Source organism: Lentzea albida (genome assembly GCF_900111005.1).
Classification (GTDB): Bacteria; Actinomycetota; Actinomycetes; order Mycobacteriales; family Pseudonocardiaceae; genus Lentzea; species Lentzea albida.
Window position 1 is genome coordinate 408455 of sequence record NZ_FOFV01000003.1, and the last position, 19615, is coordinate 428069.

The window sequence follows — 19615 nt, forward strand, 5'->3', positions numbered from 1 at the left end:
ATGCTGCAGGAACCCACTCGGACTATTGGCGGCGTAATAGTCCCGAGATCTGAACCTGCCGAGTTCCCAAGCCGGACAAAACCGCCGATCGGCTGTACCGCGTTCCCTTTGCTGCCGATAGCCTTCCGATCTTGACTCCGTGAAACGGAGGAGTGATGCTCACGATTTACCCACCGCGCGAGGAGCTCGCCGACCTTCTCGTGACGGGTCCGTTCGCGGACGCGTTGCGGGTCGCGATCCAGGTGCGGGGACTGAGTCTCGAACGGTTGCAGCACCGCCTGAAGGTGCGGGGAGCGCCGATCAGCGTGACGGCGCTGAGCTACTGGCAGTCGGGTCGCCGCAGACCCGAGAGACCCGAGTCGCTGATGGCCCTCGCACAGCTGGAGAACGTGCTGGGACTGCCCGAGACCGCCCTGAGCCGCCTGCTGGGCCCGCCCAGGCCCCGGGGCCGTTCACGCAGGCGGGAGCAGCCCGCGCGGTCGGCGTGGGACGGTTCGGGGCTCGTGGTGACCGCCCAGCACGACCGGGTCGACGTCGCGCCCTGCGGCGGTGTGCGCGGCGTCCGCTCACGACAGGTCATGCAGGCGATCACCACCGGCGTGGACCGCTGGATCCTCTGCCAGGAAACGGGTTCCGCGCAGCCCGCCGTCACGGCCGTCCGTTCCTGCCGGGTCGGCCGGATAGCCAGGGAACGCACCAACGGCGTGCTCGTCGCGGAGATGGTGTTCGACGAGCCGATCTCCGCGGGCGACTCGATCGCGATCGAGTACGAATTGATCTATCCGCACCCGACGGCCGAGCACACGCATTTCCGGCGGTTCGCGGAGCGCGTCCACGACTACGTGCTGGAGATCAAATTCGAGGAACCGCCCGCGTCCTGCGAGCAATTCGCGTCCGGGTCGGCGGGAACGGAGACCTCCGGCGGCGCACGCCCCGTCCCCGTGGACGAGGGCGGGTACGCGCACGCCGCCGCGCTCGACTTCGGTCCCGGCCTCTACGGGATGCGCTGGACCGTCGCCGCGAACGCCACGGGGTCGTCCACCCAGGGGAAGTGACCGGCGCCGGGCTGCACGACCAGCGTCGCGCGCGGGAACAGCCCGGCGTACTCGCGCGCACGGCCCGGCGGCAACGACACGTCGTGCTCCCCGGCGACCAGGAGCGTGGGCACGTCGAACTCCTGGAGCTTCTCGCGCACGCGCGCCGGGTCGAACGCGCCGTCGGCGTAGAACTCCATGGCCGCCTTCTGGTTGCGCGGGTGGTCGTCGAGCGCCCGCGCCGCGTCGTCCCAGCGGCCGTGGAAGAACGGGCTGATCCGCGCGAACGCCTCGGGCGTCACCCTGCCCGCCCAGATCTCCTCGAACCCCCCGATCGCCTCGGCGTACCAAGGCTCACCACCACGCCGCAGCGCGACCTCGCGGCGGTCGTCGTCGGTGACGTCGATGCCGACCACGCGCGGGCTCGGCGCGACGAGCACGAGCTCCTCGACGCGCTGGGGAAACCGCACGGCGTAAAGGATCGCGAGCGTGGCACCGGCCGAGTGACCGAGCAGCCGCATCCGCTCGAGACCGAGGTGCCGGCGCAGCGCCTCCACGTCGTGGACCTGGCGGTCCACCCGGTAGTACCCCGCCTCCTCCGACTCACCGGTACCGCGCAGGTCCAGCCTGATCACGTCGTCCAGCGGCAGGCCGGCCAGGTAGGACGACGCCTGCATCGGGCCGCCGGGCAGGCAGATCACCGGGTCGTCGGCCTCACCGTGGTAGGCGAGGCCGAGCCCGTCCGAGTTCCTGAAAGTCCCCATGCCCCGCAGTGTGTCAGTACGAGCGCGGCAGCTTGAGCGAGTTCTGGGCGACGAAGTTGAGCACCATCTCCCGCGAGACCGGCGCGATGCGGGACAGCCGGGACGACGCGAGCATCGACGCGAGCCCGAACTCGCGGCTCAACCCGTTGCCGCCGTGGATCTGGATCGCCTGGTCGACCGCGGCCGCGATGGCCTCACCCGCGGCGTACTTGGCCATGTTCGCGGCCTCGCCCGCCTCCCTGTCACGACCGGAGTCGTAGAGCGCGGCGGCCTTCTGCGTCATCAGCCGGGCGAGCTCGACCTCGACGTGGACCTTCGCCAGCGGGTGCGCGAGCCCCTGGTGGGCGCCGATCGGGGTGTCCCAGACCTTCCGCTCCTGCGCGTACTTCACCGCCTTGGCGATGGCGAGCCGCGCGGACCCGGTCCCCATGCTCGCGCCCATGATCCGTTCGGGGTTGAGCCCGGCGAAGACCTGCTGCAGCCCCTGGTCCGGCGAGCCGACGACCGCGTCGGACGGCAGCCGCACGTCGTCGAAGAACAGCGTGAACTGCTTCTCCGGCATGAACAGGTCCATCTCGATCTCCTGCCAGGTGAAGCCCTCGGCGTCCGTCGGCACGACGACGAGCACCGGCCCGGTCTCCAGGATCGACACCACGAGCACCGCGTCGACCTCGTCGACACCGGAGATGTAGGTCTTGCCGCCGTTGAGCACCCACTCGTCGCCGTCGCGGCGGACGTTCGTCCTGAGCCTGTGCGAGTTCGACCCGGCGTCCGGCTCGGTGATCGCGAACGCCATCTTCAGCGTGCCGTCCGCGAAACCGGGCAGCCACTTCGACTTCTGCTCGTCCGTGCCGAACCGCGCGATCACCGTGGCGCAGATCGCGGGCGAGACGACCATGAGCAGCAACGGACACCCGGCCGCCGCCAGCTCCTCGCACACCGCCGCGAGGTCACCGATGCCGCCGCCACCGCCGCCGTACTCCTCCGGCACGGCCACGCCGAGGTAGCCGAGCTTGCCGGCCTCCTCCCACAATTCGGTGGTCTTCTCCCCCGCGCGTGCCTTGGCGGTGAAGTAGTCCTGGCCGTACTTCGCGCCGAACTCGGCGACGGCCCTGCGCAGCGCGATCCGCTCTTCGGACTCGACGAAGCTCACGATTCCTCCACCACTGCCAGGACGTCGCCGGCGTTGACCTGCTGTGCTTGCTCGACCAGGAGTTCGATGACGGTGCCCGCGTTCGTCGCGAGCACCCGGTGTTCCATCTTCATCGCCTCCAGCACCAGGAGCTCGGCCCCGGCCTCGACCTGGTCACCCTGCTGGACCGACACCCTGACCACGGTCCCGGGCATCGGCGCGACGGTGGCGCCCGGCGCGAGCTTCGTCTCCGGTTCGGGGAAGCGCGGCACGACCTTCAGCGACACCGATCCCCGCGGCGAGTCGACCTCGACGACATCGCCGTACCTGCTGACGTGGAACGGAACCCGCACACCGTCCAGGTCGAGCACCACCGTGTCCGCGGTGGCCTCCCGCGGGTCGTACTCGACCTCGACCAGCTCGTCGCCGTGCAGGAACTTCGCCTTCGGCTGCTGCGACCGCACGTTGCGCCACCCCAGCGGCAACGTCCCGATCCTGCGCGTGGCGGCGGAGGCCAGTGCGGCCGCGCGCGCAAACGGTTGCGGGTCAACGGTTCTCGTGAAGTCGTGCTCGGTGAGGAACCCGGTGTGCGTTTCCCCGTCGAGGAAGGCCTCGTTCCCGAGGATGTCCACGAGCAACTGGCGGTTGGTGATCAGCCCGTGGATCCGCGCGCTCTCCAACGCGGTCGCGAGCTTGCGCGCCGCCGCACGACGGGTCGGCGCGTACGCGATCACCTTGGCCAGCATGGGGTCGTAGTGCACCGAGACCACGGACCCGTCCTCGACACCGCTGTCCAGCCGGACGTCCCCGGGCACCTCGAACCGGTGCAGCGTGCCGCTCGCCGGACGCCAGTCGTTCGCCGGGTCCTCCGCGTAGAGCCGCACCTCGATCGCGTGCCCGCGCGGTTCCGGCACGTCAGCGGGAAGCCGCGCGCCCTCGGCGATCCGCAGCTGCCACTCGACCAGGTCCACGCCGTACACCAGTTCGGTCACCGGGTGTTCGACCTGCAGGCGCGTGTTGACCTCCAGGAAGTGGAAGTCCTCGCCCTTCAGCATGAACTCGACGGTGCCCGCGCCGACGTACCCGATCGACTCCGCGGCCGCCGTCGCCGCGGCGAACAGGCGGGTGCGCACCTCGTCGCCCACCGCCGGGCTGGGCGACTCCTCGACGATCTTCTGGTGCCGCCGCTGGATCGAGCACTCGCGTTCGCCGAGCGCCCACACCGTGCCGTGCGCGTCGGCGAGGACCTGCACCTCGACGTGCCGCGCCTGCTCCAGCAACGGCTCGCAGAACACCGTCGGATCACCGAACGCCGACTCGGCCTCGCGCCGCGCACTCGCCAGCGCGTCCGCGAACTCGCCCTTCTCCCGCACGATCCGCATGCCGCGCCCGCCACCGCCGGCCGACGCCTTGATGAGCACCGGGAACTCGGTCACGGTCTCCGGGTCGAGCTCCGGCAGCGTCGGCACGCCCGCCGCTGCCATCCGCTTCTTCGCGGCGACCTTCGACCCCATCGCCTCGATCGAGTCGGGCTCCGGCCCGACCCACGTCAGTCCGGCGGCCTGCACCTTCCGCGCGAACTCGGCGTTCTCGGAGAGGAACCCGTAACCGGGGTGGACGGCGTCCGCACCCGCGCGAACAGCCGCCTCCACGAGCAGGTCGGCCCGCAGGTAGGTCTCGGACGGCGACGCACCGGGCAACCGGACCGCGAAGTCCGCCTCCCGCACGTGCGGCGAGCCGGCGTCGGGATCGGAGAACACCGCCACCGTGCGGATCCCGTTCGCCCGGCAGGTGCGGATGATCCGGCGGGCGATCTCGCCGCGGTTGGCGATCAGCAACGACTTGATCATGGCGCTCACATCCGGAAGACGCCGAAGCCGTCGGCGCCCTTGATCGGTCCGCTGTGGACAGCGGAGAGGCAGAGGGCGAGCACGGTCCTGGTGTCGCGCGGGTCGATCACACCGTCGTCGTAGAGCTTCCCGGACAGGAACGGCGCGAGCGACTGCTCCTCGATCTGCGCCTCCACCATCTTGCGCATGGCGGCGTCGTGCTCCTCGTTGTACTCCTGCCCCTTCGCCGCGGCCGCCTGCCGCCCGACGATCGACAGCACGCCCGCCAGCTGCGCGGGCCCCATCACGGCCGACTTGGCGTTGGGCCAGGTGAACAGGAACCGCGGGTCGTACGCCCTGCCGCACATGCCGTAGTTGCCGGCGCCGTACGACGCGCCCATCGTGATCGTCAGGTGCGGCACCCGGCTGTTCGAGACGGCGTTGATCATCATCGAGCCGTGCTTGACGATGCCGCCCTGCTCGTACTGCGCGCCGACCATGTACCCGGTCGTGTTCTGCAGGAACACCAGTGGCGTGTCGCTCTGGTTGGCGAGCTGGATGAACTGCGTGGCCTTCTGCGACTCCTCGCTGAACAACACCCCGCGCGCGTTGGCGAGGACGCCCACCGGGTAGCCGTGGATCCGCGCCCACCCGGTGACGAGGCTGTTGCCGTACAACGGCTTGAACTCGTCGAACCTCGACCCGTCCACGAGCCGCGCGATGACGTCCCGCGGGTCGAACGGCACCCGCTGGTCCTCGGACACGATGTCGAGGATGCTCTCCGCGTCGAACAGCGGTTCCTCGACCGGAGCCGGTTCCGGCCCGAGCTTGCGCCAGTTCAGCCGCGCGACCACCCGCCGCGCCAGCCGGATCGCGTCCGTCTCGTCCTCGGCCACGAAGTCCGCGAGCCCGGACGTGGCGCCGTGCATGGTCGCGCCGCCCAGCGACTCGTCGTCCGCGTCCTCACCGGTCGCCATCTTGACGAGCGGCGGCCCGCCCAGGAACACCTTCGAGCGGTCCTTGATCATGATCACGTAGTCGGACATGCCCGGCACGTACGCGCCACCGGCCGTCGCGTTGCCGAACACCGCCGTCACCGTGGGGATCCCGGCCGCCGACAACCGCGTCAGGTCGCGGAACGCCCGCCCGCCGGGGATGAAGATCTCGCTCTGCGTCGGCAGGTCCGCGCCGCCCGACTCGACCAGGCTGACCAGCGGCAGCCGGTTCTGCAACGCGATGTCGTTGGCCCGCAGCGACTTGCGCAGCGTGTACGGGTTCGACGACCCGCCGCGCACCGTCGGGTCGTTCGCGACGATCACGCACTCGACGCCCTCGACGCGCCCGATGCCCGTGACGACCGACGCCCCCACCGGGAAGTCCGTGCCCCAGGCCGCGAGCGGGGACAGCTCCAGGAACGGGCTGTCCTCGTCGACCAGCAGCTCCACCCGCTCGCGGGCGAGGAGCTTGCCGCGCCTGTGGTGCCGCTCGACGTACTTCGGCCCGCCTCCGGCGAGAGCCTTGGCGTGCTCGGCGTCCAGTCCCGCGATCTTCGCGAGCAGCGCCTCCCTGTTGCCCATCAGGCGAACCCCAATCGTCGTGCCGCGAGCTCGGTCATCACTTCACTCGCCCCGCCCCCGATGCCGAGGATGCGGGCGTCCCGGTAGTGACGCTCCACTTCGGACTCCCGCATGTACCCCATGCCGCCGTGCAGCTGCACCGCCTCGTCGACCACCTCGGCGCACGTCTGCACGGCCGCGTTCTTGGCGAAGCACACCTCGGTGACGCAGTCGTCGCCCCGGTCGATCCGCGCGGCGACCTCCCGCGCGTACGTCCGCGCCAGGTCGATCTTCTGCGCCATCGCGGTGAGCTTGTGCCTGACCACCTGCCGGGTGATCAGCGGCCTGCCGAACGTCGCGCGGCCGCGCACCCACTCGACGGTGAGGTCCAGCGCCCGTTGCGCCGTCGCGTAGGCCTCGACCGCCATCGTGATCCGCTCGACCTGGAACTGCCGCATGATCTGCACGAAGCCCTGGTTCTCCTCACCGACCAGGTTCGCGACCGGCACGCGCACGTCGTCGAAGTGCAGCTCGGCGGTGTCGCTGCAGTGCCAGCCCATCTTGTCGAGCCTGCGCCGGGTGAACCCGTCCTCGACCACCAGCAGCGAGATGCCCTGGTAGCCCTCGCCCCCGGTGCGCACCGCGGTCGTGACGAAGTCGGCCCGGCACCCCGAGGTGATGAACGTCTTCTCGCCGCTGACGACGTAGTGGTCGCCGTCCCGCACGGCCTTCGTCCTGATCGCCGCGACGTCGGAGCCGGCGCCGGGTTCGGTGACGGCGAGGCTGCCGATCTTCTCGCCGCGGATCGCGGGCTTCGCGAACCTCTCGATCAGGTCCTGGTTCCCGCTCTGCCAGATGTGCGGGATCGCGATGCCGTGCGTGAACAGCGCCGCGACCAGCCCGGACGACCCGCCGTTCTGGATGATCTCCTCGGTCAGCGCCACCGTGTCCAGCAGGTCGCCCTGCTCGAACCCGATGCCGAGCAGGTCGATCGCCGCGGCCTTCTCGTGCAGTTCACGCGGCACCTCGCCGTCGCGTTCCCACTGCCCGAGGTGCGGCGCGATCTCCTTGCGCGTGAAGTCGCGGACGAGCTGCCGCAACTCCTTGCGCTCGTACAGGTCCTTCGTGATCACAGGAGCTCCTCGGGGATCTCGACAACCCTGCCGCGCAACCACTCGCCGAGTGCCTTGGCCTGCGGGTCGAACCGCGTGCTGCTCGCCACCCCGTCGCCGAGCAGGCCGTGCAGCACGAAGTTGAGCGCCCGGAGGTTCGGCAGCTCGTACCGGCTCACGTCCTGCGCTTCCGGCAGCAGCTCGCGAAGCTTCTCCACCGTGAGGAACCCGTTGAGCCACTCGTAGGCCTCGTCCGAACGCACCCACACGCCGAGGTTCGCGTCGCCGCCCTTGTCCCCGCTGCGCGCACCCGCGATCGTTCCCAGCGGCCGCTTCACAGCATCACCGCCTTGGCGCTGACCTCGTCACGGCCCACATAAGCCGCCTTGTAGACCCCGAACGGCGTCCCGTCGCCCGGCGGCGCCGTCACATGGAACCCCGGATAACTCGCCAGCGCCAGCTCGATGGCGGCCCGGCTGAACCCCTTGGCCCGCTTGGGATCCGTCGTCTTGATGGTCACGTGCAGCAACGCGCTGGCCTGTTCCTCGGTCGCCGCGTCGGCCTGGTCGGTCCGCGCCAGCGTCCAGGTCAGCCCCTCGTCACCGATTGCGTTCTCCAGCTGCCTCCGCACGAGCGCGGCCTTGGCCTCGACGTCGAGTCCGGTGAGGACGAACGACGTGGAGTTCCTGAACCCGCCCAGCGTGTTCAGGCACACCTTCAGCGTGTCCGGCGGCGGAGAGCCCTTCACCCCGCTGATCCGCACGCCCCGCGGGTCCTCGTCCAGCCGGATCGTGTCGAAGTGCGTCGTGACGTCCGGCCCCAGGTACTCCGGCGCCCCGATCTCGTAGAGCAGCTGCGCCGTGACGGTGTCGACGGTGACCGCCCCACCCGTGCCGTCGTGCTTGGTGATCAGCGACGACCCGTCCTCACCGATCTCGGCGATCGGGAACCCGGGCCGCGTCACGTCGATCTCGGTGAAGAACGAGTAGTTGCCGCCCGTGGCCTGCGTCCCGCACTCCAGCACGTGCCCGGCGACGGTGGCACCGGCCAGCCGGTCCCAGTCGTCGCGCGCCCACCCGAAGTGCGCCGCGGCGGGCCCGACCACGAGGCTCGCGTCCGTCACCCGCCCGGTGACCACGACCTGCGCGCCCTGCTTCAGGCAGTCCGCGATCTCCCACGCGCCCAGGTAGGCGTTGGCGGTCAACGCTTCCGGGAACCGCGCCTTGAGATCGTCACCGGTGACGTACCCGACCTTGGCGTCGAGCTTGCGCGCCAGCCCCTCGGGGTTGAGCCCGCCGGCGTTGACCACGATCTTGACGCCCCGGTCCAGCGCCAGAGCGAGGCAGTCCTCCATCTGCCGCAGGAACGTCTTCGCGTACCCCAGCGACGAGTCCTTCATCCGGTCGCGCCCGAGGATCAGCATGGTCAGCTCGGCCAGGTAGTCGCCGGTCAGGACGTCGAGGTGCCCGCCCTCCAGCTGCTCGCGCATCGCGGACAGCCGGTCGCCGTAGAAACCGGACGCGTTGCCGATCCTGATCACCGGCCACCACCGGGAGGCCCCGCGAACGCCTGCGCGATCGGCAGCCACTCCTCCGCCACCGGCCCGACGGCCTCGATCGCGAGCTCCTTGCGGTTGCGCCGCTGCGTGACCAGCCACGCGAAGTCCAGTGCGGGCCCCGAAACCCGGTTCTCCGCGTCCTCCGGCCCCCACGTCCACGCCTCACCGGACGGCCCGGTCAGCTCGACGCGCACCTCCGCCTCCGGCGCCGCCAGCCCGTTGAGCAGGAACGCGAAGCCGATCGTCCGCACGCCGATGTGGCACACGTGCCTGATGCGCGCGGTGGGCTCCCGCACGACCCCCAGGGCGTCCGCCACGTCCTGCCCGTGCGCCCAGGTCTCCATGATCCGCGCGGTGGCCATCGACGCCGGGCTCATCGGCGGCCCGAACCAGACGATCTTCCCGGAGGCCTGGGCGAGGTGCTCCCGCAACGCGTTCCGGCTGTCCCGCCACAGCTCCAGCAGGTCCGGCAGCGCGGCCGCCTCCGCCGCGGTCCTGTCCACGATGTCGGCGGTCAGCGGTTGCGCCTGGAACGCCGCGGGATCGGTGATCGCGAGGATCGCGGCCTTGTCCGTCCACATGAGATGGCCGATCTGGTGCCCGACGGTCCAGCCCTCCGCGGGCGTCGGCACGGTCCAGTCGGCCCCCTCGACGATCTCGTCCAGCGAACGCGACTCCGCGTCGAGGTCGGCCAGCAGTTCCGTGATCACAGCTGTTCCTCCAGCATCCGCGCCCAGTAGCGCACCACGTGCGCCCGGCGCTTGGTGTCGTCGGCGAGCTGGTTGGCGAGCGCCAGCCCGCGCACGAGATCAAGGGTTGCCTGCACCGCGTCCTTCACACCGGGCCTGGTGTCGTCGACGTCGAGCAGCTCCAGCGCCAGCCCGTACACCTCGCGCCCCAGCCGGGCCTGCAGCTCCAGCACCTGCTCGCGCAGCTCCGGATCGGTGCGCGCGGCCACCCACAGCTCCAGCGCCGCCGTGAACAGGTCGCTGGCGTGGAAGTCCGCGATCATCTCCACGACGGCGTGCGTGCTCTTCTCCGCCATCTCGGCACGCCGCTTGAGCACCTCGACGCTCTCCGCGCCCACGTGCTCCACGGCCGCCGCCACCAGCTCACCGCGCGTGCGGAAGTGGTGCAGCTGCGCGCCGCGCGACACCCCGGCGCGTTCGGCCACCTCGGTCGTCGTCGTACCGGACCAGCCGCGTTCCACCAGGCACTCGACGGTCGCCTCCATCAGCTTCCGCTTCGTCTCCCGCGTGCGGTCGGCCTGGCGCTGCCTCGTCTCCACGCCGCCGAGTCTTCCGCCGAACAAACAAACAGTCAAGCCTGCTTGTAAACGTCCGGCGTACCGTCGCACCTCGATGACCACCGTGGAGAGACTCAGGGCCGCCGGCTGCGTGTTCGCCGAAGAAGAGGCCGCACTGCTCGAAGAAGCCGCCACCAGCCCCCGGCACCTGGAAGAACTGGTGGCGCGACGCGCCGGCGGCCTCCCGCTCGAACACGTCGTCGGCTGGGCGCTGTTCTGCGGCCACCGGATCGTGGTCACACCGGGCGTCTTCGTCCCCCGCCACCGCACCGAACTCCTGGTCGACCTCGCCACCGACCTGAAGCCGGCGACCGCGGTCGACCTGTGCTGCGGCTCGGGCGCGGTCGGCGCGGTCCTCCGGCACAGGCTCCCGGACGCCACGGTCTACGCCGCCGACATCGACCCGGCGGCGGTCGCGTGCGCCCGCCAGAACCTCACGAACGTGTTCGAAGGCGACCTGTTCGACGCCCTGCCGCAGCACCTGCGCGGCCACATCGACGTCGTGGTCGCCAACGTCCCGTACGTGCCGACCGAGGACATCCGGTTCATGCCGCCCGAGGCCCGCGACCACGAGGCACGCGTGGCGCTCGACGGCGGCGAGGACGGCCTCGACGTCCTGCGCAGGGTGGCCGCCCAGGCCGCGACCTGGCTGCGCCCCGGCGGCACCCTGCTGAGCGAGACCAGCGAGCGCCAGGCACCGGCCGCACTCGCCGCGTTCACCGCCGCCGGCCTCACTGCCGAGCTCGTGACCAGCGACGACACAAATGCGGTGGTCGGCACGCGCTAACTTCCGTACAATGTACGGTATGTCGTACGACGAGGTCATGCAGTGGTTCGAGAAGTGGGACGCGCTCGCGGTGAAGGGCGACGTCGAGGCGATGGCCGACATGGCCCTGTTCCCGATCAACACGGTCACGGACGGGTCGGCCACGTCGTGGGACCGTGCGACGTTCCTCGAGCAGATGGGGGCCCAACTGGGCGGTGACGTGCAGATGGAGTCCACCAGGACGCCGCACTTCATCAACGACAACCTGGTCTTCGTGATCACGGACGGCACGATCAACGGGATCACGGTGCGCTACGGCGACCTGCTCACGCGGGTCGGCGGCGAGTGGAAGTTCCAGACGATGGCCCAGGGCGGGTGGGCCGAGTAAGAAGACACCCCGGGGAAGAGGGCGTCCACTCAGACGATCACAGCAGGACGATCACAGCAGGACGATCACAGCAGGACGATCACAGCAGGGTGAGCTGTTCCTGGTCGACGCGCGGCGCCGGCACACCCACCGGCAGGCTGCCGTCGGGCCACACGCCTTCGTCGTCACCGGGCACACCGGTGACGGCGTCGGTGGAACGCCCCCGCGGCGCGAGCCCGTGCTTCTCGATCAACGGGACCACCCGCGCGGCGAGCCGGGCGCGGTACCGCTTGTCCACATAGGACCGGGCTCCGTACAGGTACCGGTACGTCTCCACGAGATCAGGGTGCTCGCGCCGCAACCAGGCCGCGAACCACTCCTTGGCCCCCGGACGCAGGTGCAGCGGCAGCACCGTCACACCGGTCGCGCCGGCCGCGGCGATCTGCTCCAGCAGGAAGTCCAGCTGCTCCACGGAATCCGTCAGCTCCGGCAGCACCGGCGCCACGAACACCCCGCACGGCAGACCGGCCTCCCGCACCTTCCGGACCAGTTCCAGCCGGGCGGCGGGCGTCGGCGTGCCGGGCTCCAGCGACTTGTGCAGGTCCCGGTCCATCAGCGCGAGCGACACCGCGATCCCGACCGGCACGACCTCGGCGGCCGCGGTCAGCAGCGGCAGATCCCGTGCCAGCAGCGTGCCCTTCGTGAGGATCGAGAAGGGCGTGCGAGAGGCGGTCAGCGCCTCGATGATCCCTGGCATCAAGGCGTACCGCCCCTCCGCCCGCTGGTACGGATCGGTGTTCGTGCCGAGCGCCACGTGCTCCTGCTTCCAGCGCGACGACCGCAGCTGGCGCGACAGCACCTCCCCGGCGTTGACCTTGACGATCAGCTGGTTGTCGAAGTCCTTGCCGGTGTCGAGGTCCAGGTAGGAGTGGGTCTTGCGGGCGAAGCAGTTGTGCGACACCACCCCGTTCGCGATGAAGTCCGCGGTGCCGGTCGAGATGTCGTAGAGGGTCATCTCCCCCAGCGGTTCCACCGACACGACGCCGAGCGGCCGCTGCGACTTGATCGCCACGCCGTCGATGTCGCGCTTGCGGGTGATCGCCGGGTCGACGGTGTGGAAGAACCGCAGGTTCTCCCGCAGCCCGCCGCGCAGCCGCACGACCCGCACACCACGACGGCGGCGCAGCTCCTCGATCGCGAAGTCGAAGTCGAAGTGCTTGAGCGCCAGGCAGATCGCTTCCAGAACGGTGGCGTTGCGCGTGGACAGCCGCAGGATGCTGCGCGAGCAGGTCCCGAGGTAGTCGAACGCGCCGGCCAGGAATCCCTTGAGCCAGTCGGGGTTCGGCGCTATCTGCCAGTGCGCTAGTACGCGCACCTGGTGCAGAAATCCCTCGCCTTCTCGCACGCCGAAGTAGTCGAGGTACTCCTGCGTGCGGTCCATGGCCTCGATGTCGGCCAGGGGGATGTGGAACTCGGTCTCGTCGTCCACCATGCCGCGCAGGTACCCGCGGCGGTAGTCGTCGGTCACGGCGGGCTGCTCGACGAAAGCCCCCGTGCCCATCAGCTTGTTGCCGGTCGTGAGGTGCGGCCTGCGTCCGACGCCCGCCGTCTCCCCCGTCACGTGCTTCCAGCCGCGGTCGGTCAGGAACCGGTGGTCCCCGGACGCGACCACGGTCGTGCCGTCCTCCAGCGTCAGCCGGTACGCCTCCTTGCGCGTCTCCCAGTGCGCGAGAACGGTCGTGAGCTTGTAGCGCCGGTAGTTGCCGACGAGCTCGGTGCCGTAGATCTCGTCACCTTCGCGCAGCTCGGACAACGGCTTCGTGCGACCGTTGCCCATGAGGATCGGCGTGTCCCCGGCCATGCAGTACGTGCAGGCGTGTGAACAGCCGCGGTACGGGTTGACCGTCCACGCGAACGGCAGCGACGAACCCGGTACCCCGTTGAGCACGGATTTGGCGCGGACCTCGTGGAACACCACGTCCGCGAACTCAGGAGTTCGTACGCTGCGCACCAGTCCCGGTAGCCCCGGTAGCGCCTGTTGCGGCTCTGCCTCGAGTTTCTGTCCGTCCCATCGCACGTCATCGATTCGAACACATGTTCGAACGACGGTCAAGGAGTGCAGTTGTCACCCATTGAGGTAGCGGGCTTCGTCACCGGCGCACTCTGCGTGTGGCTGGTCGCCCGGCAGAACCCCTGGAACTGGCCCATCGGCATCGCGAACAACATCGCGTTCCTCGTGCTGTTCTGGGGCAGCGGTCTGTACGCCGACTCCGGTCTCCAGATCGTCTACATGGCACTCGCCGTCTACGGCTGGTGGGCGTGGGTACGCGGCGGCGAGCAGCACAGCACGTTGCGCGTCAGCCGCACGACCGGACCGCAGTGGCTGTGGCTCGCGGTGGCCGGCGTGCTCGGAACCGGTCTGCTGCACTGGGTCCTGGTCACCTTCACCGAGTCGACGGTGCCGTTCTGGGACGCGATCACGACCGTCCTGTCGTTGCTCGCCACCTGGGGCCAGGCGCGCAAGAAGGTCGAGTGCTGGTGGCTGTGGATCGCCGCGGACGTGATCTACGTGCCGCTCTACGCCTACAAAGAACTGTATTTGACGGCGGTGTTGTACGTGGGGTTCATGGTGCTGTGCGTGCTGGGGTTGCGGAACTGGACAAAGGATCTGAAGAGCGACGAGGTGCCGGCGTGAAGGAATACGACCACGCCCTCGTGCTCGGCAAGTTCTACCCACCGCACAACGGCCACCACCACCTCATCGAGACGGCGGCCTCCCGCAGCGAGCGCACGACCGTCACGGTCCTGGCGGCGTCCAGCGAGACGATCCCCCTCGACCACCGCGTGCGCTGGCTGACCGAGACCCACCGCGACACCCCCGGCGTCCGCATCGTCGGAGACCTAGACGACCACCCGATGGACTTCGACTCCGACGAGATCTGGGACCTGCACGTCGCACTGACCCGCGCGGTGCTGGCGCGGCGGGCGATCGCGGACGGCGACCCGTCGCAGGCCCCGGTCGACGTCGTGTTCTCCAGCGAGAAGTACGGCGACGAGCTGGCCCGCAGGCTGGGCGCGCGGCACGTGCTCGTCGACCTCGACCGCCTCACCCACCCGGTCTCGGGCACGGCGGTGCGCACCGACCCGGTCGCGCACTGGCACCACCTCTCCCCCGCGACCCAGCGCGGCCTGGGCCGCAAGGTCGTGGTGGTCGGCGCGGAGAGCACGGGCACCACCACGCTCTCCCGGCGGCTCGCAAGCCACTTCGGAGCGCCCTGGATCCCCGAATACGGCCGCGAGCACACCGAACACAAGCTCGCCGCCGCACGGGCGTTCGATCCCGACGCCACCGTGGACGGTCTGGTGTGGACCCTGGGCGACTTCGAAGACGTTGCCCGCGAACAGGACCGCCGCATCCAGGCCGAGACCGCGCCGCTGGTGATCGCGGACAACGACGCGTTCGCCGCGACCGCGTGGGGAGAGCGCTACCTCGGTTTCCGGCCCGAGGTCTTCCAGGGCACCGAACCGGACCTGTACCTGCTGACCGACCACGTCGGCGTCCCGTTCGAACAGGACGGCTGGCGTGACGGCGAACACCTGCGCGAGTGGATGACCGGCCTGTTCGAACGCGAGCTCACACGGCGCGGGGTGCCGTGGCTGAAGCTCACGGAGAACAGGTTCGACGCGGGCGTCACGGCCGTTGAACACCTCATGCGGCAGGATGTCGCGCGTGGGTCACGGTCACGGGCATAGCCATGCGCTGAACGAGGAACCGGCGTCACAGCGCGTCCGCACGTTGCTGCTGTGGCTGCTGGTGCCGTTCGCGCTGGCCACACTCGTCGGCGCGGCACTGCTCTACCCGTTCGGGTACGAGCAGAAGACCGGCGCCGAGATCGGGCTGCACCAGACGCCGGTCGCGGCCGTCGTCACCGGCGTGGCCGAGAACTGCGGCGAGAAGTGCGTCGCGGTGACCGTCAAGATGACCGACGGCGCCGCGAGCGGCCAGAGCGTCACGATCCCGAGCGTGAAGGGCCCCGGGGCGCCGAGTTTCGCCCTCGGCGACGAGGTGGTGCTGTCCTACGCGGGCAGCCAGCCGCAGGCCGCCGAGTCGTACCAGATCGTCGACTTCCAGCGCGGGTGGTCGCTCGGGGTGCTGGCTCTGCTGTTCGCGGGCGCCGTGCTGCTGCTCGGGCGGTGGCAGGGGCTCGCGGCGCTCGGCGCGTTGCTGCTGAGCTTCGTGGTGCTGGTGCTGTTCATCATGCCGTCGATCCTGGCGGGCGAGAACCCGCTTCTGGTCGCGGTGGTCGGCGCCGGGATCATCATGTTCGCGGTGCTGTACCTGACGCACGGCATATCGGCGCGCACGTCCACAGCGGTCCTGGGAACGCTGGTCAGCCTCACCCTGATCGGCGCGCTGGGCGCGATCTTCTCGGCGCTCGCGAAGCTGACCGGCCTGGACGAGGACACGACGAACCTCGTCACCCTGCTCGGCACGAACATCGACACCCGCGGACTGCTGCTCGCCGGCACGTTGATCGGCGCCCTGGGCGTGCTCGACGACGTGACGGTCACCCAGACCAGCGCGGTGTGGGAGTTGCGGCGGGCCAACGACAAGCTGACGTGGCGCGAGCTGTTCGCGTCGGGCTCGCGGATCGGGCGCGACCACATGTCGTCCGTCGTGAACACGCTGATGATGGCCTACGCGGGCGCGGCGCTGCCGTTGCTGCTGGCGATCTCGCTCGCCGGGCGGTCGATGGGCGAGGTGCTGACCGCGCAGCAGATCGCGCAGGAGATCGTGCGCACCCTGGTCGGCAGCATCGGCCTGGTGGCGGCGATCCCGGTGACGACGGCCCTGGCCGCGCTGATCGCGGTGCGCCAGGAGGTCACCCCGCTCCAGGCCCCCGAACCCGAGCCCGAGCCGGAACCCGAGCCGAAGACCGTGAAGCGCGCGAAGCCGGCGCCGAAACCCCGGCCCACGCGCATCGAGGGCGACCTCTTCACCGGCTACGACCCCGCCAAGGGGCCGTGGGAACGGCCCAGTGGACCGGCTAGTGAGCCAAGAGCACGAAGAGCAGCGCCAGCACGCCCGGCACCACCTGCACGAAGAAGATCTTCCGGCTCGCCGTGAACGTGCCGTAGACGCCGGCCACGATCACGAACACCGTGAAGAGCACCGACGCGCCGAAGTCCTGCCGGACGATCGCGTAGATCAGACCGGCGGCGAGGAACCCGTTGTAGAGACCCTGGTTCGCCGCGAGCGCCTTGGACTCCTGCGCGAACTCGGGCGTGAGGCCGAACGCCTTCTGCCCGCGCGGGGTCGTCCAGAGGAACATCTCCAGCACCACGATGTAGATGTGGATCAACGCCACGAGGGCGAGCAAGATGTTGGCGATGACCTGCACTTGGGTTCCTCCTCAGAGCTGACACACGCGGTGAGACAATAGAGCAGTGGGAAGACAACGGCCCGACACAGAGGCGATCACCGAGTCGATCGACTCCGGCGTCGCGGAGCTGGTCCCCGACCTCGGCGGACGGAACTCCTGGACGTTGCGGGTCAACGGAACCCCACAGTCGCATGTGGACCTGGACGACCCGACCTACCTGGAGTTCGAGTACGTCCGCAGGCTGGGTCACATCGTCGACCTCACCGCGCCTTCGCGTGTGCTCCACCTGGGTGGTGGCGCTCTCACGCTAGCGCGCTACGTGGCCGATCTACTGCCTCGCGCGTCTCAGCAGGTGGCCGAGATCGACGCGGGCCTGATCGCGTTCATCCGCCGCGAACTGCCGCCGCCTCCCCGCGTGCGGATCACGACGGGCGACGCGCGCGCGGTGCTCGTCAAGGCGCGCCCCGGCTCGTTCGACCTGATCGTGTCCGACTGCTTCGCCGGAGCCCGCACACCGGCGCACCTGACGTCCGTTGAGTTCGTGCGGCAGGCGTCCGCGGCGCTGGCCGAGGACGGCATCTACACCGCGAACATCGGCGACGGCAACGGCCTGCAGTTCGCCCGCTCCCAGTGCGCCACTGTGCGCGCGGTGTTCGAACACGTCTGCGTGCTCGCCGAACCGGGCGTGTTCCGCGGCCGCCGCTTCGGCAACTTCGTGATCATGGCCTCACACCACGCCCTGCCGATGCAGCAACTGACCCGGGCGACGGCCGGCGACCCGTTCCAGGGCCGCGTCGAGCACGGCACGGGCCTGACGAAGTTCATCGGCGGAGCACCGGTGACGACGGACGCCACCGCGAAGCTCTCGCCCGCCCCGCCGTCCGGCCTCTGGGGCACGTGAAGAACGCCGCCCCCGAGGGAGCGGCGTCCGGTTTCAGTCCAGCGAGGTCACGAACTTCGAGACCGCGTCCGGATGCAGCTTCTGCGCCATCCGGCCCGCCGGCGCGAGCGACCCGAGCCGGTACAGCGGCCGTTCCGCCGCCGCCAGTCCCCGCGCCTCCGCCCGCAGCTGCGCGACGAGCAGTTCCGAGAAGACCAGGCCGGGGGTGTCGCCGCGGGCGGCCACCGCGTCGGCCAGACGCCGCAGCTGGTAGACACCCAGCTCGCGACCGCCCGTTCCCGCGTACATCGACAGGGCGACGTTGATCGCCTTCTTGTTCCCGCGCACGAACAGCCCGACGGTCCGGGCCCCACGCAGGTCGGTGACCAGCAGGTCGAGGCCGTCGGCCGTGGCGAGGTCCACCTTGCGCGTGCCGAACGCCCGCACGTGGACCGTCGTGCCCTCGAGCCACACCGTGCGGCGCGCCTCGGACAGCGCCAGCAGGATCACCGGCACCGCCACGATCACACCCGCGATGACGCCGGGCCAGCGGCCGCCGATCAGGCCCACGATCGCGCCGAAGGCGAGGGCGACCATGATGCCGCCGATCGCCACCATGCGCGCCCGCTTGCGGACCGTCGCCTTGTCGAGCAGGTCGAGAACGAGCTTGTCGTCGCTCACAGCGCCTTCCGCACCTCTTCGACAACGTCCGCCAGCGGCACCGTCACCTGCTCACCGGTCGCGAGGGTCTTCACGCCGATGTTGCCGGCCTCGAGGTCGCGCTCACCGAGCACCAGCGCGAGCTTCGCGCCCGACTTGTCCGCCGCCTTGAAGCCCGCCTTCATCGACCGGCCGCCGTAGACCAGGTCGGTCCGGACGCCCGCGGCCCGCAGCTCACCGGCGATCGCCACCAGCCGCGCCCGCGCGGCCTCGCCCAGCGGCACGCCGATCACGTCGACGCGGGAGAACTCCGGCAGCACGCCCTCCGCCTGGGCCGCGAGCAGCGCGCGGTCGACGCCCAGACCGAAACCGACACCGGACAGCTCCTGACCGCCCAACTGCGCCATCAGGCCGTCGTAACGGCCACCGCCGCCGATGCCGGACTGCGCGCCGAGACCGTCGTGGACGAACTCGAACGTCGTCTTCGTGTAGTAGTCGAGGCCGCGGACCATGCGCGGGTTCTCGACGAACTTCACGCCCAGCTCTGTCAGGTAGCCCTTGACCAGCTCGTAGTGCTCGCGGCACGCGTCGCACAGGTTGTCGACCATCAGCGGCGCGTCGGCGACCATCTCGCGCACCTCGGAGCGCTTGTCGTCGAGCACGCGCAGCGGGTTCAGCTCGGCGCGCTTCCGGGTCGCCTCGTCGAGCGGCAGCTCCGCGAGGAACGCCTGCAGCTTCTCCCGGTAGGCGGGACGGCAGTTCGCGTCGCCCAGCGAGGTGAGCTCCAGGCGGTACCCGGTGAGCCCGATCGCGCGGAACCCGGCGTCACCGACCGCGATGACCTCGGCGTCCAGCGCCGGGTCGTCGATGCCGATCGCCTCGATGCCGACCTGGTGGAACTGCCGGTACCGGCCGGCCTGCGGGGCCTCGGCACGGAAGAACTGGCCCGAGTAGTACAGCTTCGCCGGCAGCGACCCGCGGTCGAGGCTGTGCTCGATCACGGCCCGCATCACGCCCGCGGTGCCCTCGGGCCGCAGCGTGATCGAGCGCTCGCCGCGGTCGAGGAAGGTGTACATCTCCTTCGTCACGACGTCGGTCGACTCGCCGACACCGCGCGCGAACAGCGCCGTGTCCTCGAAGACCGGCAGCTCGACGTAGCCGTAGCCCGCGAGCTCGGCGGCTCGCGTCAAAGTCGACCGAACGTGCACGAAAGCGGCAGACGTCGGCGGGATGTAGTCGGGAACGCCCTTGGGTGCGGAAAACACGT

18 protein-coding genes and 1 pseudogene are annotated in these 19615 nt (G+C 70.2%); 7 read left to right on the plus strand and 12 right to left on the minus strand.

Annotation, left to right across the window (positions count from 1 at the left end):
* Nucleotides 1-155: 155 nt before the first annotated feature.
* The gene (locus tag BMY74_RS10930; RefSeq protein WP_089913687.1) at nucleotides 156-1055 is read left to right on the plus strand and encodes a hypothetical protein; all 900 of its coding nucleotides are present in this window, start codon (nucleotides 156-158) and stop codon (nucleotides 1053-1055) included.
* Here the strand turns inward: BMY74_RS10930 and BMY74_RS10935 are convergent.
* From BMY74_RS10935 to BMY74_RS10970, 8 genes and pseudogenes are all read right to left on the minus strand, one after another.
* Complete coding sequence (locus BMY74_RS10935) at nucleotides 995-1798, minus strand: alpha/beta fold hydrolase (protein WP_089913690.1); 804 nt, start codon at nucleotides 1796-1798, stop codon at nucleotides 995-997. The genes BMY74_RS10930 and BMY74_RS10935 overlap by 61 nt on opposite strands.
* Nucleotides 1799-1811: 13 nt before the next feature.
* Complete coding sequence (locus BMY74_RS10940) at nucleotides 1812-2951, minus strand: acyl-CoA dehydrogenase family protein (protein WP_089913693.1); 1140 nt, start codon at nucleotides 2949-2951, stop codon at nucleotides 1812-1814.
* On the minus strand, nucleotides 2948-4780 hold the full coding sequence (locus BMY74_RS10945) for an ATP-binding protein (RefSeq protein WP_089913697.1): 1833 nt from the start codon (nucleotides 4778-4780) through the stop codon (nucleotides 2948-2950). The genes BMY74_RS10940 and BMY74_RS10945 overlap by 4 nt, the downstream gene beginning before the upstream one ends.
* A gap of 5 nt (nucleotides 4781-4785) precedes the next feature.
* Nucleotides 4786-6336 carry an acyl-CoA carboxylase subunit beta gene (locus tag BMY74_RS10950; protein ID WP_089913700.1) on the minus strand — a complete coding sequence of 517 codons (1551 nt, stop codon included), beginning with the start codon at nucleotides 6334-6336 and terminating at the stop codon, nucleotides 4786-4788.
* On the minus strand, nucleotides 6336-7448 hold the full coding sequence (locus BMY74_RS10955; RefSeq protein WP_089913703.1) for an acyl-CoA dehydrogenase family protein: 1113 nt from the start codon (nucleotides 7446-7448) through the stop codon (nucleotides 6336-6338). The genes BMY74_RS10950 and BMY74_RS10955 overlap by 1 nt, the downstream gene beginning before the upstream one ends.
* A pseudogene (locus BMY74_RS10960) lies at nucleotides 7445-8916 on the minus strand (acyclic terpene utilization AtuA family protein). Before BMY74_RS10960 ends, BMY74_RS10955 begins: the two are co-directional and overlap by 4 nt.
* 47 nt (nucleotides 8917-8963) lie before the next feature.
* The gene (locus BMY74_RS10965) at nucleotides 8964-9695 is read right to left on the minus strand and encodes a TIGR03084 family metal-binding protein (protein WP_089913706.1); all 732 of its coding nucleotides are present in this window, start codon (nucleotides 9693-9695) and stop codon (nucleotides 8964-8966) included.
* Nucleotides 9692-10219 (minus strand): TetR/AcrR family transcriptional regulator, encoded by a 528-nt coding sequence (locus tag BMY74_RS10970; protein ID WP_089914301.1) that lies wholly within the window; start codon nucleotides 10217-10219, stop codon nucleotides 9692-9694. The genes BMY74_RS10965 and BMY74_RS10970 overlap by 4 nt, the downstream gene beginning before the upstream one ends.
* A 127-nt stretch (nucleotides 10220-10346) precedes the next feature.
* Here BMY74_RS10970 and BMY74_RS10975 point away from each other — a divergent pair, with 127 nt between their 5' ends.
* Both BMY74_RS10975 and BMY74_RS10980 read left to right on the plus strand, forming a co-directional pair.
* Complete coding sequence (locus BMY74_RS10975; RefSeq protein WP_089913709.1) at nucleotides 10347-11078, plus strand: putative protein N(5)-glutamine methyltransferase; 732 nt, start codon at nucleotides 10347-10349, stop codon at nucleotides 11076-11078.
* Between the two features lie 19 nt (nucleotides 11079-11097).
* Nucleotides 11098-11445 carry a nuclear transport factor 2 family protein gene (locus BMY74_RS10980; RefSeq protein ID WP_245786033.1) on the plus strand — a complete coding sequence of 116 codons (348 nt, stop codon included), beginning with the start codon at nucleotides 11098-11100 and terminating at the stop codon, nucleotides 11443-11445.
* 79 nt (nucleotides 11446-11524) lie between these two features.
* Here BMY74_RS10980 and BMY74_RS10985 read toward each other — a convergent pair whose 3' ends face one another.
* Nucleotides 11525-13501 (minus strand): intein-containing Rv2578c family radical SAM protein, encoded by a 1977-nt coding sequence (locus tag BMY74_RS10985; protein WP_089913715.1) that lies wholly within the window; start codon nucleotides 13499-13501, stop codon nucleotides 11525-11527.
* A gap of 39 nt (nucleotides 13502-13540) precedes the next feature.
* Here BMY74_RS10985 and pnuC point away from each other — a divergent pair, with 39 nt between their 5' ends.
* Genes pnuC through BMY74_RS11000 form a run of 3 tightly spaced genes read left to right on the plus strand, consistent with a single transcriptional unit; the run spans nucleotide 13541 to nucleotide 16552 of the window.
* On the plus strand, nucleotides 13541-14119 hold the full coding sequence (pnuC, locus tag BMY74_RS10990) for a nicotinamide riboside transporter PnuC (protein ID WP_425434829.1): 579 nt from the start codon (nucleotides 13541-13543) through the stop codon (nucleotides 14117-14119).
* Nucleotides 14116-15177: an AAA family ATPase gene (locus BMY74_RS10995; RefSeq protein WP_089913717.1), complete on the plus strand. Its 1062-nt coding sequence runs from the start codon at nucleotides 14116-14118 to the stop codon at nucleotides 15175-15177. The genes pnuC and BMY74_RS10995 overlap by 4 nt, the downstream gene beginning before the upstream one ends.
* Complete coding sequence (locus tag BMY74_RS11000) at nucleotides 15155-16552, plus strand: YibE/F family protein (RefSeq protein WP_342716680.1); 1398 nt, start codon at nucleotides 15155-15157, stop codon at nucleotides 16550-16552. Before BMY74_RS10995 ends, BMY74_RS11000 begins: the two co-directional genes overlap by 23 nt.
* Here BMY74_RS11000 and BMY74_RS11005 read toward each other — a convergent pair.
* A complete protein-coding gene (locus BMY74_RS11005; protein ID WP_089913724.1) occupies nucleotides 16473-16826 on the minus strand; it encodes a DUF1304 domain-containing protein in 354 nt (117 codons plus the stop codon). The two genes, BMY74_RS11000 and BMY74_RS11005, sit on opposite strands and share 80 nt — an antisense overlap.
* A 46-nt stretch (nucleotides 16827-16872) precedes the next feature.
* Here BMY74_RS11005 and BMY74_RS11010 point away from each other — a divergent pair, with 46 nt between their 5' ends.
* Nucleotides 16873-17709 carry a spermidine synthase gene (locus tag BMY74_RS11010; protein WP_089913727.1) on the plus strand — a complete coding sequence of 279 codons (837 nt, stop codon included), beginning with the start codon at nucleotides 16873-16875 and terminating at the stop codon, nucleotides 17707-17709.
* A 33-nt stretch (nucleotides 17710-17742) separates the two neighbouring features.
* On the opposite strand, the gene BMY74_RS11015 is transcribed toward BMY74_RS11010, so the two are convergent.
* Both BMY74_RS11015 and hisS read right to left on the minus strand, forming a co-directional pair.
* On the minus strand, nucleotides 17743-18369 hold the full coding sequence (locus BMY74_RS11015; protein ID WP_089913731.1) for a hypothetical protein: 627 nt from the start codon (nucleotides 18367-18369) through the stop codon (nucleotides 17743-17745).
* Nucleotides 18366-19613, minus strand: a complete 1248-nt coding sequence (hisS, locus tag BMY74_RS11020; protein WP_425434830.1) for a histidine--tRNA ligase — start codon at nucleotides 19611-19613, stop codon at nucleotides 18366-18368. The genes BMY74_RS11015 and hisS overlap by 4 nt, the downstream gene beginning before the upstream one ends.
* Between the last annotated feature and the right edge of the window lie 2 nt (nucleotides 19614-19615).